The sequence below is a fragment of the Pseudomonas sp. GL-RE-26 genome (genome assembly GCF_019956275.1).
Taxonomy (GTDB): Bacteria; Pseudomonadota; Gammaproteobacteria; order Pseudomonadales; family Pseudomonadaceae; genus Aquipseudomonas; species Aquipseudomonas grandcourensis.
Map to the genome: position 1 here is coordinate 1 of NZ_JAHBDI010000009.1, position 14,204 is coordinate 14,204.

Consider the following 14,204-nt stretch of genomic DNA (forward strand, 5'->3'; position numbering starts at 1 on the left):
GGGATTGGGTGGGGAATATCCCCCGACCTATCAAGTCGTGATTATAACAAACTGATTAATAACGTATTTTTTTGTGGCATGCGGATTGCTCCGGTCGGTTTGTCGAGAAGTGGCGATACACCACCAAGAGGAAACTGACATGGACCGATTCGCGCATTGCGGCCTGCTGACGTTCTGCCTGTTGGCCTTCGGTATCGACCAGGCGCTGGCTCACTCGGCGGACGAGCACACCGGGCACGACATGTCGGCCAGCAGCGCCAGCCCGGAGACCGCCCGGATCAGGTTTGCCGACGTGGCCCTGCTGGACCAGAACGGCAAAGTCGTCAGCCTGGAAAAAGACCTGGTGAGCAACAAGATCGTGGTCATGGGTTTCATCTACACCAACTGCACCACGGTTTGTCCGGTGGTGTCCTCGATCATGGGCAGGGTGCAGAAACAGTTGGGCGCGCGGGTCGGCACCGAGGTGCAACTGGTGTCGATCAGCATCGACCCGCAGCGTGATGATCCCCAACGCCTGAACGACTACGCCCGCACTTTCCAGAAGGGACCGGGCTGGAGCTGGCTGACCGGTACGCCGCAGTCGGTTGATGCCACGCTCAAGGGCCTGGGCGCCTACAGCGGTGGTTTCGAGAACCACTCGCCGCTGATTCTGGTGGGGGACGGCAACAACCGTTTCTGGACCCGCTACTACGGTCTCACCGACCCGACAGAGCTGGCCCGGGCCGTCGAGAGGCTCAGAGGCGAACGCAACGCCCACGCCAAGCACACCGCCATCGCCATGGAGCATCAGCCATGAGCGCCCAGGGCGTCTTTCACTGCATTTGCAGTTCAAGGGCATTTGCCCGCGAAAGGCATGAACAGACCGTGCCCGTAGCGCAACCGTCCACCGACACACCCATGCAGGACCAGAACGACAGCACCTTTATCTCCCTTACCAGTGATCCGCTGCGCAACTCGCCGGCGGTACTCAAGGCTTGCACCTTGAAACAGGGCATCGATGGGCCCCACTGGTTTTTTCTTACCGACGACAAGGTGCAAATGGACCTTGTATGGGGGCGCATCGGCCAGATCGTGCCGCTCCCCGCGCAACACTCCACCCGGTTGATCGTCCGTGACGCGGCGAACAGGCGCTGGAGCAAAATCCGTTCCGCCGCCCCGGCCGCCTCCATTGTCCAGCGCTTGCAATTGCTGACAATGCCCGTGGCCGGTCGCTGAGCCACGGCCATGAATACTGCCCTCGTCTTTGGCCTGATGCTCTTCGGCGGCATCGCGCTCACCGCCCAGGCGCTGCCGCTGAGCCTCAGCGAAAGTGCCGGTAAACGGCTGTACCACGAAGGCGTGTCGGCCAGCGGCGAACCGGTCATGGTCCGGGTCGGCGCAGCGGGCATGCTGCTGCCGGCCACTCGCCTGCCGTGCGCCAGTTGTCATGGCGAAGATGGCCTCGGGCGCGCGGAAGGCGAGGTGCGACCGCCGGACCTGCGCTGGTCGCGACTGGCCAGCAGCCAGGGCCCGCAGCACATCAACGGCCGCAGTTATCCGGCCTACAGCGAAAGCACCCTGGCGCGGGCGGTCCAGGAGGGGCGCGACCCGGGCAACAATCGGCTCGATCCGACGATGCCACGGTTCGTGTTGTCGATGAACGATCAACTCAACCTCACTGCGTACCTCAAGCACCTGGCCGAAGACCGCATTCCGGGACTGGCCCCCGACAGTCTGCACCTGGGCACGTTGTTGCCGGGTTCCGGACCCTTGGGCGAGGAGGGCATCACGGTGGCGGCGGTGCTCAATGGCTGCGTGGCGCGCATCAACGAGGCCGGCGGAATTCATGGCCGGCAGTTGCGCCTGACCATTCTCGACCCCGGCGCCGACCGCGCCAGTGCCGAAAAGGCGCTGGACCGGTTGATCGATGAGGAGCAGGTGTTTGCCCTGATCGCACCGCTGGCGCCGGCATTGGACCTGGACTTCGCCGAGCGTCTGGAACAGGCCGGTATTCCTCTGATCGGGCCGCTGTCCTTGCAGGGCACGCCCCACGCCAGCCCGCAGATATTCGAACCGCTGCCGGGCCTTCGCGAGCAATTGATCGCCTTGGCTGACTACGCCAGAGCCAGCCTGCGGGTGCTTCAGGGGCCGACGCTGATCGCCTACCCGGACGAACCCGGCCAACGGCTGGCGGCGCAGGAACTCAGCAGGTACTTGCAGGGGCACGCTTGGCAAAAGGTGCGCCTGCAAGCCTATGACCCGGCCGGGGATGATTTTCCCTTGGGGTCGCGCTCGGTGTTTTACCTGGGCAGCAGCAGTGGCTTCAGCCGTCTGGCCGAGCGCTTGCAAACGGCGGGGCAGGTGCCTTACCTATTCGCCGCCTCGAACCAGGTGGCGGGCAACCTGATGCAGGTGCCCAGCGGATTTTCCCGGCGGGTGTTCCTGGCCTTTCCGTTCGTGCCCAGCGACTGGACCCTGGCCGGGCGCCTGGCCTTGACCCAGTTGCGCGAACATCAGGGCCTCGGCGGCCAGCACGCGGTGCTGCAAGTGGGCGCGTTCAGTTCGATGATGCTGCTCAGCGAAGGCATGAAGCAGGCCGGGCGCGATGCCAGTCGCGAGAAGCTGGTCAGTGCCCTGGAGGGCCTGCATGACTTCGATACCGGGCTGACGCCGCTGATGAGCTTTGGTCCGGGCCGGCGCCTGGGCTTGAGCGGTGCCCATATCGTCACGGTGGATCTGCCGGACCAGCGATTCTATCTGGTCGCGCCCTATAAACCCATTGCTGCCACGCCCTGACCGGAGGCCGATCGATGAAACTCGATACCGCCCGGTGCAGACACTTCCACTGGCGAAACGGCAGGGCTACGCTTAACCGCAATGAGAGCATCGGCGCCATTGCGCTCGCGCAATCGAGTCAAGCGGATTTACGATCAATAGGGGGTTTCCCCAACAGTGGGGGGAAAAATTCAATGTCAATCCGGTCGCTTTCCCCGTTTTTGGGGGATGGAACTGCGGTACGAAAAGGCATTGTTTTTTAAATTCAAGGACATGAAGTCCTAAAATTACCGGCGCTCAGCCTGGCATGAAGTGTGCGTTAGTCCAGTCAGGGCGCGCACTCCGTCAGGTTCAAAACCCGGACCTGCGGTTTCAAGGAGTCCACCTTGTTAAACAAAGTACTGGTTGTTGATGACGAACAGTTGCTGGCGGAGAACCTCCAGGGTTACCTGCAGGCGCAAGCACTGGAAGTCCGGATTGCCCACGACGGAGCGCAAGGAATCGCTGAAGCTGGCGATTTCGCGCCCGATGTGATGGTGTTCGATTACCGCTTGCCCGATATGGAAGGCTTTCAGCTGCTCGATACCGTCCGCCAGAACAGGAAGTGTCATTTCGTGCTGATCACAGGGCACCCCACCGCGGAAGTTTGTGAGCGGGCCCGGCAACTGGGCGTCAGCCATATCCTGTTCAAGCCGTTTCCATTGGCGGAATTGGCCCGTGCAGTGCTTGATCTTCTGGGCAGGCAACGCGAACCCAAAGCGGGGGTGAGCACTTGCGAAGGCTTTGTCGAACGACGCCAGAGCAGGACCGAGAGTTTCCCGTTGCAGTTGTACGACGGTAGTTGGGTGCTGGCAGATCGCCGAAAAAGTACATCGGCCTCGATGGCGCCAGACGACGAACAATTGCTCACCGGGGAGTAGTGGCGCGACAAGACGTTCCGGCCCCCGCCGAAATGCCTCGCCGCGTCGACAGGGTTCAAAGCCCCGGGCGTTGGAGAGCAGCCATGGACCGTCTATCCCTTGCCGTAGAACCGGCGCAACCGGACTGTGCACCGACTCGTTTCAGCAGTGAACAACTGGCCCAGGCCCGAGCCCTGGCCACCAGTTCCGGCGAGCGGATGCTGGACGCCCTGGGGGGGCTGTGCGAACTGGCTCCCATGCCTTTCATTCAATGCCTCGGCGTAACCCTGCACTACCCGGTGCTCGACACCGACAGCCTGTTCAATTCCACGCCGGTGTTCGACCGGGTGACCCTGGCCCAATGCCTCAAGCGTGAATTCATCCTGCTGCGTCATAACGATGCGGTCATCGGTGTGTTCGCCGACCCCTTCGACAGTGCGCGCCTGGCCTGGATCGATGAATGCCTGCAAGGCGCGCCGCTATACCTGGTGCATGCCGATGACCTGAAGGCCTACCTGGCGCGTCACGAAGAAAGCTTCCATGCGGTGGAGTCGCTCAACGCCCAGAGCGACGCCGGTACCGAAATCGATAACCTGCAAAGCCTGTCCCTGACCAGCATCAGCGAAGACTCCAGCGTCGTGGTCAAACTGGTCAACTCGACCCTGTACGACGCGCTGAAAATGCACGCCAGCGACATCCACCTCGGCACCACCGGCAGCGGCCTGGTGATCAAGTACCGGATCGACGGTGTGCTCAACAACATCAGCAAGATCCAGGGCAACGAATTCGCCGAGCAAGTGATTTCCCGGGTCAAGGTCATGGCCGAACTGGACATCGGAGAAAAACGCGTGCCTCAGGATGGCCGCTTCAAGATCGGCATCAGCGGCCGGCAGATCGACTTCCGGGTGTCGATCATGCCGAGCATTTTCGGCGAAGACGCGGTGCTGCGGGTTCTCGACAAACAGGACCTCGCCGACAAGGTCTGCGGCGTGCAGTTGCAGGCCCTGGGCTTTGAAGAGGAAACCCTGCGCCAGCTGCGCCGGCTGGCCGCCGAACCCTATGGCATGGTGCTGGTGACCGGACCGACCGGTAGCGGCAAGACCACCACCCTGTACGCGATGATCACCGAGATCAACCACGGCGTGGACAAGATCATCACCATTGAAGACCCGGTGGAGTACCAGTTACCGGGCGTGCTGCAGATCCCCGTCAACGAAAAGAAAGGCCTGACCTTCGCCCGGGGCCTGCGCTCGATCCTGCGGCATGACCCGGACAAGATCATGGTCGGTGAAATCCGCGACCCGGACACCGCACAGATCGCCGTGCAATCGGCACTCACCGGTCACCTGGTGTTCACCACCATTCACGCCAACAACGTGTTCGACGTGATCGGCCGATTCACCCAGATGGAAATCGATCCCTACAGCCTGGTCTCGGCACTCAACGCCGTGCTGGCCCAGCGGTTGATCCGCCTGGTCTGCACCAGTTGCAGCAGCCCTTACAGCCCGACGCAAGAAGAATTGGAGGTCTCGGGGCTTGATCCGCAAAAGGTCGCTCACTACCAGTTCGTCCACGGCAAGGGCTGCGGGCATTGCCGGGGCACCGGTTATCGGGGGCGTAGCGCGATTGCCGAGCTGCTGCACCTGGACGACGAATTGCGGCAAATGATCGTCGAGCGCCAGCCCATTTCGAAAATCAAGGCGCACGCCTGCAAACGTGGCTTGCGCCTGTTGCGCGAGTCGGCGCTGGAGATGGTGGAACAAGGCCGGACGACGCTCGAGGAGATCAATCGTGTCACTTTTATCTCGTGAGCAATTTGTCGCCGTGCTCGGCGCCAGCGGTGTTGGCCTGGGGCAACGCCAAGGCGCTGCAACCCGTTGGCTGGGCAGCGTCGGCTACATCGACGAAGGCTTCCAGGCCTGGACGGTGGCCCTCGATACCCTCGACCGTTTGCTGGCTGAACACAGCGTTGCCAGGGCGGAACTGACCGTGGTGATCTCCGGGCACTTCAGCCGCTATTGCCTGGTGCCCTGGAGTGAGCAGATCAGCAGCCCGGCCGAATTGCTCGGCTTCGCCCAACTGTGTTTCGAAGACCTCTACGGTGCCCCGACGCAGCCCTGGAGCCTGGTGCTCTCGGCCGAGCCCGCCGGTTACGACCGCATCGCCACCGCGCTGCCACAGGACTTGCTCGAACGCCTGCGGGCCCTGGTCAGTGCTCGCGGTTTGCGCCTGCGTTCGGTGCAGCCGTACCTGATGGCGGCGTTCAACCATTTCGATAAGAGCTTTGAGGCCGGGGACTTCCTGTTTGTGGTCGCCGAACCGGTACGCAGCGTGTTGCTGCTGGCCCGGGAAGGGCGCTGGACCTCGGTGCGTTCGGTGGGCAGCAGTGACAGCGATGCCGCGCTGACCGCGCTGATCGGTCGTGAACACCAGTTGCAGGCGTCCACCAGCGAACGGCCGTTGAATGTCTACCTGCATGCACCGGCGCGCATCGATTCGCAGCCTGACGTGCCCGGAGTGCATCTGCGCACCCTCGAAGAAGACCGGACAGTCGTACGCGATTGCCTGTACGTCATGTCTCGGGCGGTAGCCTGACATGCGCCCCCTGATGCTCGACTTTCAGCCGCGCCGCCGTGCTGGCCCCTTGGGCTGGAGCCTGCTGGCCGGTGGCGTGGTGCTGACACTGACATGCCTGATGGTGCAACAGCACCTGAGCAACGAGGCCGAACAACAGCAAGGCCACCTGCAAACCACACAGCGGGTGCTTACCGGAGATACCGGCAGCAAGCTCAGCCTGACCCCGGCGCAAATCCGCGAGCAGGCGCAGAACCTGGCGGAAATGCGCAAGGTCTCCCAGCAGTTGCGCCGCCCCTGGGAGCGCCTGTTCGCCACCCTCGAAGCCATGCCACGGGACAACATTGCCCTGCTGACCCTGACCCCGGATGCCCGCAAGGGCCAGGTGCGGATCAGCGCCGAGGCGCTGGACCTGGAAGCCATGCTCGATTTTCACCGCCGCCTCGAAGCCAGCGACGAGCTGTCCGACGTGTCGCTGCTGAGCCACGAAATTGTCGCCAACGTGCCGGAACACCCGGTGCAGTTCAGCCTGTCGGCTACCTGGGAGATCGGCGATGCAAATCCATAAATTGATCGTCCACGAATACCTGCAAGGCCTGGGCGTTCCGGGGCTGGCAGGGATGACCATGCTGGTGCTGGCGCTGAGCTATGGCCTGGTGGGGTTGCTGCCGGACTGGGAGTCGCTGCAAAGCCTCAGCCAGCAGACTCGCGAAGCCACCGAGTACCTGGCCAAGGTCGAAGACGGCAGCGTGGCCGCGCCGGTGGTGCCGCAGCGTCAGCTCGACGATTTTCGCAGCAAGTTGCCGTCCCAGCCCCAGGCCACTGTGGCCATCGACAAGATCTACGCCCTGGCCGCCCAGGAACGCATCACCTTGTCCCGGGGTGAATACTCCCTGGGCGTGGACCCCAAGACGCATCTGGCCCGTTATCAGATTCTGCTGCCGGTGCGCGGCAGCTATCCGCAACTGCGGCGTTTCCTGCACGCCTTGCTCGGCCAGTTGCCGGCGGTGGTGCTCGAGGATGTGGAGCTTTCGCGCAAGAATATCGCCGAAACCGACCTGACCGGGCGGATCCGCATGACCCTTTACCTGTCGAGGTCATGATGAATACCAAACGAGTGGTGGGTTGGGTGGCGTTCTTCGGAGTAGCGGCAGCGCTCGCCTGGCTCCCCGAATACTTCAATCAGGCCGACGACAGCGACCCTGCGGTGGTCACCGTGGCTACCGTGGCTACGCCAACCAAGGGCAAGACCCCAGTCGCATCGACGGCTGCATCGAGCGCCGCTGCGGTAGTACCGATCAAGGACCTGAGCCCGGCAGGCGACCTGTTCGCCGCCCGCAGTTGGATAGCGGCGCCGGCCCCCGGCACCGTCACTGAACAATCGGTAGTCGTTACTCCTGTGGTGCAAGTCCCCACTGCACCACCGATGCCCTTCCAGTTTGTCGGCAGGCTGGATGACCGTTCCGATCTGCAGGTGTTTTTGCAGAGCGGCGAAAAAATATACGTCGTGCGCAAAGGGGATGTCATCGACGAAACCTGGCGGATCGAGCGGATTTCCGATGAGGAACTGAGCCTGGTCTACCTGCCTCTGCATTTGGCGCAGACTTTGTCTGTGGGGAGTACGGAATGAACAAATCCCGTTTGTTGATGAGCCTTTGTCTCTGCGCAGGGCTGGCCGCATGCAGTTCCGCGCAGGTCGCCAGGGATGAAGCTTCCGCCCTGATCGAATCGGGCCAGTACGAAGCCGGTCTGGCCCGCATCGAAGAGGGATTGCGCGAAAACCCTCGCGATACCGATCTGCACATGGCCCTCAACAACGGACGGGCCCTCGCCGTGAAGTCACTGCTGAGCCAGGCCGACATGGACCGGGCCCAGCGTAATTTCGCCGGGGCCCGCATGACTTACAGCCGGGTCTTGAACATCGAACCGAACAACCGTCGTGCCCAGGATTCCCTGCGCCAGCTCGACTACCTGCGCAGCATGGATGAGAAACTCGAACTGGCCCGTGGCGACCTGCGTCGCGGTGACATCTACGGTGCCGACCGCCAGGTCAAACAGATTCTAGAACTGGACCCGAAGAACGACGGCGCCCTGGAATTGCAAGACAGCATCCGCTTGGTGCAGAGCCGCAACGTGGTGCAGTACCCGCAACTGCGCACGCGCCTTGACCGGCCGGTGACCCTGGAATTTCGCGATGCCAACCTCAAGACCATTTTCGAAGTGCTGTCCCAGGTCGCCGGCCTGAACTTCATCTTCGACAAGGACCTGCGCCCGGATATGAAAGCCACGATCTTCGTACGTGACGTGCGTATCGAAGACGCCGTGGAACTGCTGCTGCAACAGAACCAGCTGCATCAGAAAGTGGTGAATGAAAACACCGTGCTGATCTACCCGGACTCGCCGCAGAAGATCAAGGATTACCAAGAGCTGGTGATGCGCACCTTCTACCTGACCAGCATCGATGCCAACACGGCGCTGAACATGATCAAGACCATGCTCAAGACCCGCGACGTGTTTGTCGATGAGCGCCTCAACACTCTGACCATGCGCGATACCGGTGACGCGGTGCGCATGGCGGAAAAACTCCTGCAATCGCAGGATCAGTCCAATCCGGAAGTGGTGCTGGAAGTGGAAGTGATGGAAGTCGCCCGTCAACGCATTCTCGACCTTGGCCTGCAATGGCCCAACACCTTCGGCGTGGTCAACAGCGACGGCTCGGCGGTGAGCATTCTTGATCAACTCAAAGGCATCGACTCCAGCCGGATTACCATCTCGCCATCGCCGCAGGCCAAGATCAATGCCCAGGACAAGGACATCAATACCCTGGCCAGCCCTGTGATTCGGGTGAGCAACCGCGAGCAGGCGCGCATCCACATCGGTCAGCGCGTGCCGATCATCAGCGCCACCTCGGTGCCTTCGACCCAGGGCCCGGTGATCACCGAAAGCGTGACGTACCTTGACGTCGGTCTCAAGCTCGAAGTGCAACCCATCGTGCACCTGAACAACGAAGTGGCGATCAAGATCGCGCTGGAAGTCAGTAACGCCACGCCGCTGACGCCGACCGCACAGGGCACCATTCCGGTCCAGGTCGATACCCGCAACGCCCAGACCACCTTGCGTCTGCATGACGGCGAAACCCAGATCCTCGCAGGGCTCGTGCGCAACGACCACGGCGCCACCGGCAACAAGATTCCCGGCCTTGGCGACATTCCCGGCCTGGGTCGCCTGTTCGGCAGCAACAAGGACGACGTCAGCAAATCCGAACTGGTGCTGTCGATCACCCCGCGGATCGTGCGCAACCTGCCGTACCAGAGCCCGTCTGACATGGAGTTCCCGACCGGTACCGAAACCAGCATGCACATCCAGGCACCGGATCGTTCGATGAGCACGACGGTTCAGACCAACCCCATGAGCGCACCGATCGCCACCACCGTTACCGTCGGGAAGCCTTGATCATGAACGCCTCGCAACGCGGTTTTACCCTGGTCGAAGTCGTGGTGACGCTTGCCCTGGTCGGCCTGCTGGCCGGCATGGCCGCACCGCTGACCGAGACCGTGGTGCGCCGGGGCAAGGAGCAGGACCTGCGGACCGCGCTGTACCAGATCCGCGATGCCATCGACGCCTACAAACAAGCCTTCGACGCCGGCTACATCGAGAAGTCGCTCGACAGCAGCGGCTACCCGCCGAACCTGCAAGTGCTGGTCGAGGGGGTGCGTGATGTGCGCAGTCCCAAGGGCGCCAAGTTCTATTTCCTGCGGCGCATCCCCCGTGACCCGCTGGCAGCCGTCAAGCGTGACGACGGCGGCGGCTGGGGCCTGCGTTCCTACGACAGTTCGGCTGAGAACCCGCGGGAGGGCCAGGACGTCTTTGACGTTTACTCCAAGGTACGCGGCAAGGGTCTCAATGGCATCGCCTACCGAGAGTGGTGAGCATATGCGTCGGCAAAAGGGCTTTACCCTGATTGAACTGATGGTGGTTCTGGCAATCATCGCGACTCTGATGACGATCGCCTTGCCACGCTACTTCAGCAGCCTCGAGGCCTCCAAGGAGACCACTCTGCACCAGAGTCTGTCGTCCATGCGCGAGGCACTGGATCACTACTACGGGGACACCGGGCGTTATCCCGATTCCATCGAACAGCTGGTCGAACTGCGCTACCTGCGCAACCAGCCGCTGGACCCGATTGCCGAGCGCAAGGACACCTGGGTCATGGTCGCGCCACCGGATGGCGTGGCAGGCGGGGTGGCCGATATCAAGAGTGGAGCCAGAGGGAGGGCGCGTGATGGCAGCCTGTATTCCGAGTGGTAAGCCTTCGAACCAGGATGGCTTTACCTACTTGGGTGTGCTGTTTCTGATCGTCGTGATAGGCATGGGCCTGGCCAGTGCCGGCGAGTTGTGGGCCACCGCTTCGCGCCGGGATCGCGAAATCCAGTTGCTCTGGGCCGGTACGCAATATGCCCAGGCGTTGCGCAGCTATTACCGCAGTTCGCCCGGTATGGCCCAGTACCCGAAAGAACTCACGGACCTGTTGCAGGACGAGCGTTTCCCGACTGCCAGGCACCATCTGCGGCAGTTGTACCCGGAGCCGATGACAGGTGGCGAGTGGGAGTTGATGCGTGATTTGAACGGGCGGATCAGCGGTGTGTACTGCCCGTCCGAACAGAAGCCGCTCAAGCAAGAGAACTTTCCCAGCCAGTGGACGGACTTCAAAGGCATGGCCAGCTACAAGGACTGGCAGTTCGTGGCCGAGAAAGTTGTCCTCGATGGCACCAGCGGACCACCGAAAGAACAGTCCACCGGGCCCCAGGCATTGCAGCCTTGAACCTTGGGAGCGGGTTTGCTTTTGAAGGCGGCCTTCGGGCTGACCAGGTTCTTGGTTGATTGAGTACATATCCGTTGCTGCGGTAACGGCGGCTTATGGTTCCGCTCTTACAGCGGGTCACTTTTGGCAAACGCCCCAAAAGTAACCAAAAGGTCTCGCCCCTTACGTACGGCCCCTCGCTGAGGCTCGGGGTTCCTTCGCTGCGGTATTCATCCGGGGGCATTGCCCTCCGGTCGGCTTCGCTTCGACCTACATGCAATGAGTTCGACTGCGTCGAACGGCGCTGCGCGCCAATCCCCGGATGAACACCTCCACTCAGCCTGCCGAGGGGGCGGGTGGATCAAGATCAAAAGCTGCAGGCGAGCTAACGCTCGGCCTGATGAGTGGTGAGAAGCGGCGCGGTGTGGGGTGCTCTGCCTTTGCTTTTCTGTGGGAGCGAGCTTGCTCGCGATGGCGGCCTGCCAGCCGACCAATTTCTTGCAGGCACACTCGGATCAACTGTAGGAGCGAGCCTGCTCGCGATGGCGGCCTGATAGCCGCCTAATTTCTTGCAGATGTACTGAATACCTGTGGGAGCGAGCTTGCTCGCGATAGCGGCCTGCCAGTCGACCAGGTACATCACAGACGAACGCACCGAGCAACCAGGCCGGCCGGCAGGCCGCCTCGGACGCTGTTGCGGTGTACGCCCCCTCGTGAGGCCGAGCCACGGCGAGGCACCGAATGTAAGGGGCAAAGCGCTTTGGTTACTTTCGCGCTCTTCGAAAGTGACCCGCCGTAAGGGCGGAACCTATAGCCGCCGTTACCGCAGCAACGGATATGTACACCCGCAAAACAATCATAGCCTTACACAAAGCCATCGCGAGCAAGCTCGCTCCCACAGGGATCTTCAGTGGCCACAAGTCCCGCGTAAAACCGGGAACCCAATGTGTGGGCGCTTGCTCGCGATAGCCATGGCTCAGTCTTACGCCACCACCCGATAACACGGCACATACGCCGCGCCGCCCGGCAGTTTCATGCGGTGCTGGGCGACGAAGGCTTTGAGCAGCAGGTCCAGCGGTTGCATGATCGCCGCGTCGCCACGGATCTGGTACGGCCCGTGTTCTTCGATCAGGCGGATGCCCTTGTCCTTGACGTTGCCGGCGACGATGCCGGAGAACGCGCGGCGCAGGTTGGCCGCCAGTTCGTGGGACGGCAGGTCGAGGCTCAGTTTCAGGTTGGCCATGTTTTCGTGGGTCGGGTCGAACGGGCGCTGGAAGCCTTCGTCGATTTTCAGCAGCCAGTTGAAGTGGAACGCATCGTTGCGCTCGCGACGGAACTGCTTGACCGCTTTGAGGCCCTGGGTCATTTGCCGTGCCACTTCGGCCGGGTCATCGATGATGATCTGGTAGTGCTGCTTGGCGGCGTCGCCCAGGGTTGCACCGACGAACGCGTCCAGTTGTTCCAGGTACGGCGCGGCGTGTTTCGGCCCGGTGAGGATGACCGGAAAGGGCAGGCCTTCATTGCCCGGGTGCATCAGGATGCCCAGCAGGTACAGGAACTCTTCGGCCGTACCGGCGCCGCCCGGGAAGATGATGATGCCGTGGCCGACGCGGACGAAGGCTTCCAGGCGTTTTTCGATGTCCGGCAGGATCACCAGTTCGTTGACGATCGGGTTCGGCGCTTCGGCGGCGATGATCCCGGGTTCGGTCAGGCCCAGGTAGCGGCCGCCGTGGATGCGTTGCTTGGCGTGGGCGATGGTCGCGCCTTTCATCGGGCCTTTCATCACGCCGGGGCCGCAACCGGTGCAGATGTCCAGGCTGCGCAGGCCCAATTCGTGGCCGACTTTCTTGGTGTATTTGTATTCTTCGGTGTTGATCGAGTGCCCGCCCCAGCACACCACGATCTTCGGCTCGACCCCGGGGCGCAGGGTGCGGGCGTTGCGCAGCAGGTGGAAAACGTAGTCGCTGATGCCCTGGGAGGTGCTCAGGTCGATGCGTTGGCTGTCGAGTTCGTTTTCGGTGTAGACGATGTCACGCAGGGCGCTGAACAGCATTTCCCGGGTGCTGGCGATCATTTCGCCGTCGACGAAGGCGTCGGCCGGGGCGTTCAGCAGTTCCAGGCGCACGCCCCGGTCCTGCTGGTGAATGCGTATTTCAAAATCTTTATAGGCTTCAAGGATGGTCTTGGCGTTGTCGACATGGGCGCCGGTGTTGAGGATGGCCAGGGCGCACTGGCGGAAGAGGGTGTAGGTGCTGCCGGAACCGGCTTCGCTCAATTGCTGGACTTCCCGTTGCGAGAGCGTTTCCAGGCTGCCTTTGGGGCTGACGGAGGCGTTGATAACTTGGCGTTGGGTCATTCAATGATCCTTAAAACGATGTCATTCACACAGCAACTACGAATGGCATCCGAATAATGTGTATTCATGAAAGAAGATGGCACGAACTGCGCGGTCTTGCCATGTCCCCGGCTTGACGATGAAAAGATGAAAAGGAGCCCCAGCATAGCTAAATCCCGCGCAGAGGCGATAATGGCCCGCTGTCTTTTTGCCTCAGACCCCTTTCAAACTCAGGAAACCCGACGCAATGTTCGAAATCCAGCCGATGAACGCCCAGACCTACCGGCAACAGACGCGGCGCAGCACGGTCATCATTGCCCTGATCTTTCTGGCGCTGGCGATGGTGCTGTCCACGGCGGCAGTGGCTCTGTTCGGCACGCCGGGGGGCGACAATCTGCGCTTCAACGTCGGTGGCGTATTTGTTGCGGTGCTGGCGATGGCGGCGCTGATGCGCCAGGTGTTCTGGCGCCAGGAATGGATGGCGCCAGCGGTCTACAGTTGGCGACTCAAGCGCAGCCTGATGAGCGTTACCAATGTCATGCATCATGTAACGGCAGCCGTGGAAGAGGGCGATCCGGTTGCGATGAAGCTGTTGCGTTTCTACCATTTGGGGTTGAACCAGATGCATCAGCTCGACGGCAACTCCAGCGATCACGGCCAGTTGCTCCGCGAAATGGATCAGCACAAGGAACGAATGCAAGCGCTGGGCATCGATATCGAACAGACGCGGCTGGATCCGGCATGGCTGGAAGCGGTAAAACAAGCCAGGGGCTAACATCTTTGCGAGCCTGGATCAGGCATAGTGAGTAAAAGCGGCGATCAGGAAGGCTCGCCCGTCATA

General features: G+C 61.8%; 15 protein-coding genes. 14 read left to right on the forward strand and 1 reads right to left on the reverse strand.

Annotated elements, in window-relative coordinates; genetic code table 11:
- Positions 1–139 precede the first annotated feature (139 nt).
- The 13 genes from KGB07_RS06200 to KGB07_RS06260 all read left to right on the forward strand — a co-directional run bounded on the left by KGB07_RS06200 (position 140) and on the right by KGB07_RS06260 (position 11,049).
- Positions 140–796: an SCO family protein gene (locus KGB07_RS06200; RefSeq protein WP_046043457.1), complete on the forward strand. Its 657-nt coding sequence runs from the start codon at positions 140–142 to the stop codon at positions 794–796.
- On the forward strand, positions 793–1,215 hold the full coding sequence (locus tag KGB07_RS06205) for a hypothetical protein (RefSeq protein ID WP_223464915.1): 423 nt from the start codon (positions 793–795) through the stop codon (positions 1,213–1,215). The genes KGB07_RS06200 and KGB07_RS06205 overlap by 4 nt, the downstream gene beginning before the upstream one ends.
- A gap of 9 nt (positions 1,216–1,224) precedes the next feature.
- The gene (locus KGB07_RS06210; RefSeq protein ID WP_223464917.1) at positions 1,225–2,775 is read left to right on the forward strand and encodes an ABC transporter substrate-binding protein; all 1,551 of its coding nucleotides are present in this window, start codon (positions 1,225–1,227) and stop codon (positions 2,773–2,775) included.
- A gap of 365 nt (positions 2,776–3,140) precedes the next feature.
- Positions 3,141–3,674 (forward strand): response regulator, encoded by a 534-nt coding sequence (locus KGB07_RS06215; RefSeq protein ID WP_046043462.1) that lies wholly within the window; start codon positions 3,141–3,143, stop codon positions 3,672–3,674.
- 83 nt (positions 3,675–3,757) lie between these two features.
- Positions 3,758–5,464 carry a GspE/PulE family protein gene (locus KGB07_RS06220; RefSeq protein WP_046043463.1) on the forward strand — a complete coding sequence of 569 codons (1,707 nt, stop codon included), beginning with the start codon at positions 3,758–3,760 and terminating at the stop codon, positions 5,462–5,464.
- Positions 5,445–6,248 (forward strand): hypothetical protein, encoded by an 804-nt coding sequence (locus KGB07_RS06225; RefSeq protein ID WP_223464919.1) that lies wholly within the window; start codon positions 5,445–5,447, stop codon positions 6,246–6,248. Before KGB07_RS06220 ends, KGB07_RS06225 begins: the two co-directional genes overlap by 20 nt.
- Before the next feature lies 1 nt (position 6,249).
- Positions 6,250–6,795 carry a PilN domain-containing protein gene (locus KGB07_RS06230; protein ID WP_046043466.1) on the forward strand — a complete coding sequence of 182 codons (546 nt, stop codon included), beginning with the start codon at positions 6,250–6,252 and terminating at the stop codon, positions 6,793–6,795.
- Positions 6,782–7,330 carry a pilus assembly protein PilO gene (locus KGB07_RS06235; RefSeq protein ID WP_046043468.1) on the forward strand — a complete coding sequence of 183 codons (549 nt, stop codon included), beginning with the start codon at positions 6,782–6,784 and terminating at the stop codon, positions 7,328–7,330. The genes KGB07_RS06230 and KGB07_RS06235 overlap by 14 nt, the downstream gene beginning before the upstream one ends.
- On the forward strand, positions 7,330–7,857 hold the full coding sequence (locus KGB07_RS06240; RefSeq protein ID WP_046043470.1) for a hypothetical protein: 528 nt from the start codon (positions 7,330–7,332) through the stop codon (positions 7,855–7,857). Before KGB07_RS06235 ends, KGB07_RS06240 begins: the two co-directional genes overlap by 1 nt.
- The gene (locus tag KGB07_RS06245) at positions 7,854–9,680 is read left to right on the forward strand and encodes a secretin N-terminal domain-containing protein (protein ID WP_046043472.1); all 1,827 of its coding nucleotides are present in this window, start codon (positions 7,854–7,856) and stop codon (positions 9,678–9,680) included. Before KGB07_RS06240 ends, KGB07_RS06245 begins: the two co-directional genes overlap by 4 nt.
- A gap of 2 nt (positions 9,681–9,682) precedes the next feature.
- Positions 9,683–10,156, forward strand: coding sequence for a type II secretion system protein (locus tag KGB07_RS06250; protein WP_046043473.1), 474 nt, complete (start codon positions 9,683–9,685; stop codon positions 10,154–10,156).
- 4 nt (positions 10,157–10,160) lie between these two features.
- Entirely contained in the window at positions 10,161–10,535 is a 375-nt protein-coding gene (locus KGB07_RS06255; RefSeq protein WP_046043475.1) for a type II secretion system protein, read from the forward strand.
- Positions 10,510–11,049, forward strand: a complete 540-nt coding sequence (locus tag KGB07_RS06260) for a type II secretion system protein (protein ID WP_046043477.1) — start codon at positions 10,510–10,512, stop codon at positions 11,047–11,049. The genes KGB07_RS06255 and KGB07_RS06260 overlap by 26 nt, the downstream gene beginning before the upstream one ends.
- 961 nt (positions 11,050–12,010) lie before the next feature.
- On the opposite strand, the gene ppnN is transcribed toward KGB07_RS06260, so the two are convergent.
- Positions 12,011–13,384, reverse strand: coding sequence for a nucleotide 5'-monophosphate nucleosidase PpnN (gene ppnN / locus KGB07_RS06265; RefSeq protein ID WP_046043478.1), 1,374 nt, complete (start codon positions 13,382–13,384; stop codon positions 12,011–12,013).
- Between the two features lie 226 nt (positions 13,385–13,610).
- Between ppnN and KGB07_RS06270 the strand changes: the two genes are divergently transcribed.
- Positions 13,611–14,138 (forward strand): DUF3087 domain-containing protein, encoded by a 528-nt coding sequence (locus KGB07_RS06270; RefSeq protein WP_046043479.1) that lies wholly within the window; start codon positions 13,611–13,613, stop codon positions 14,136–14,138.
- Positions 14,139–14,204: the final 66 nt, after the last annotated feature.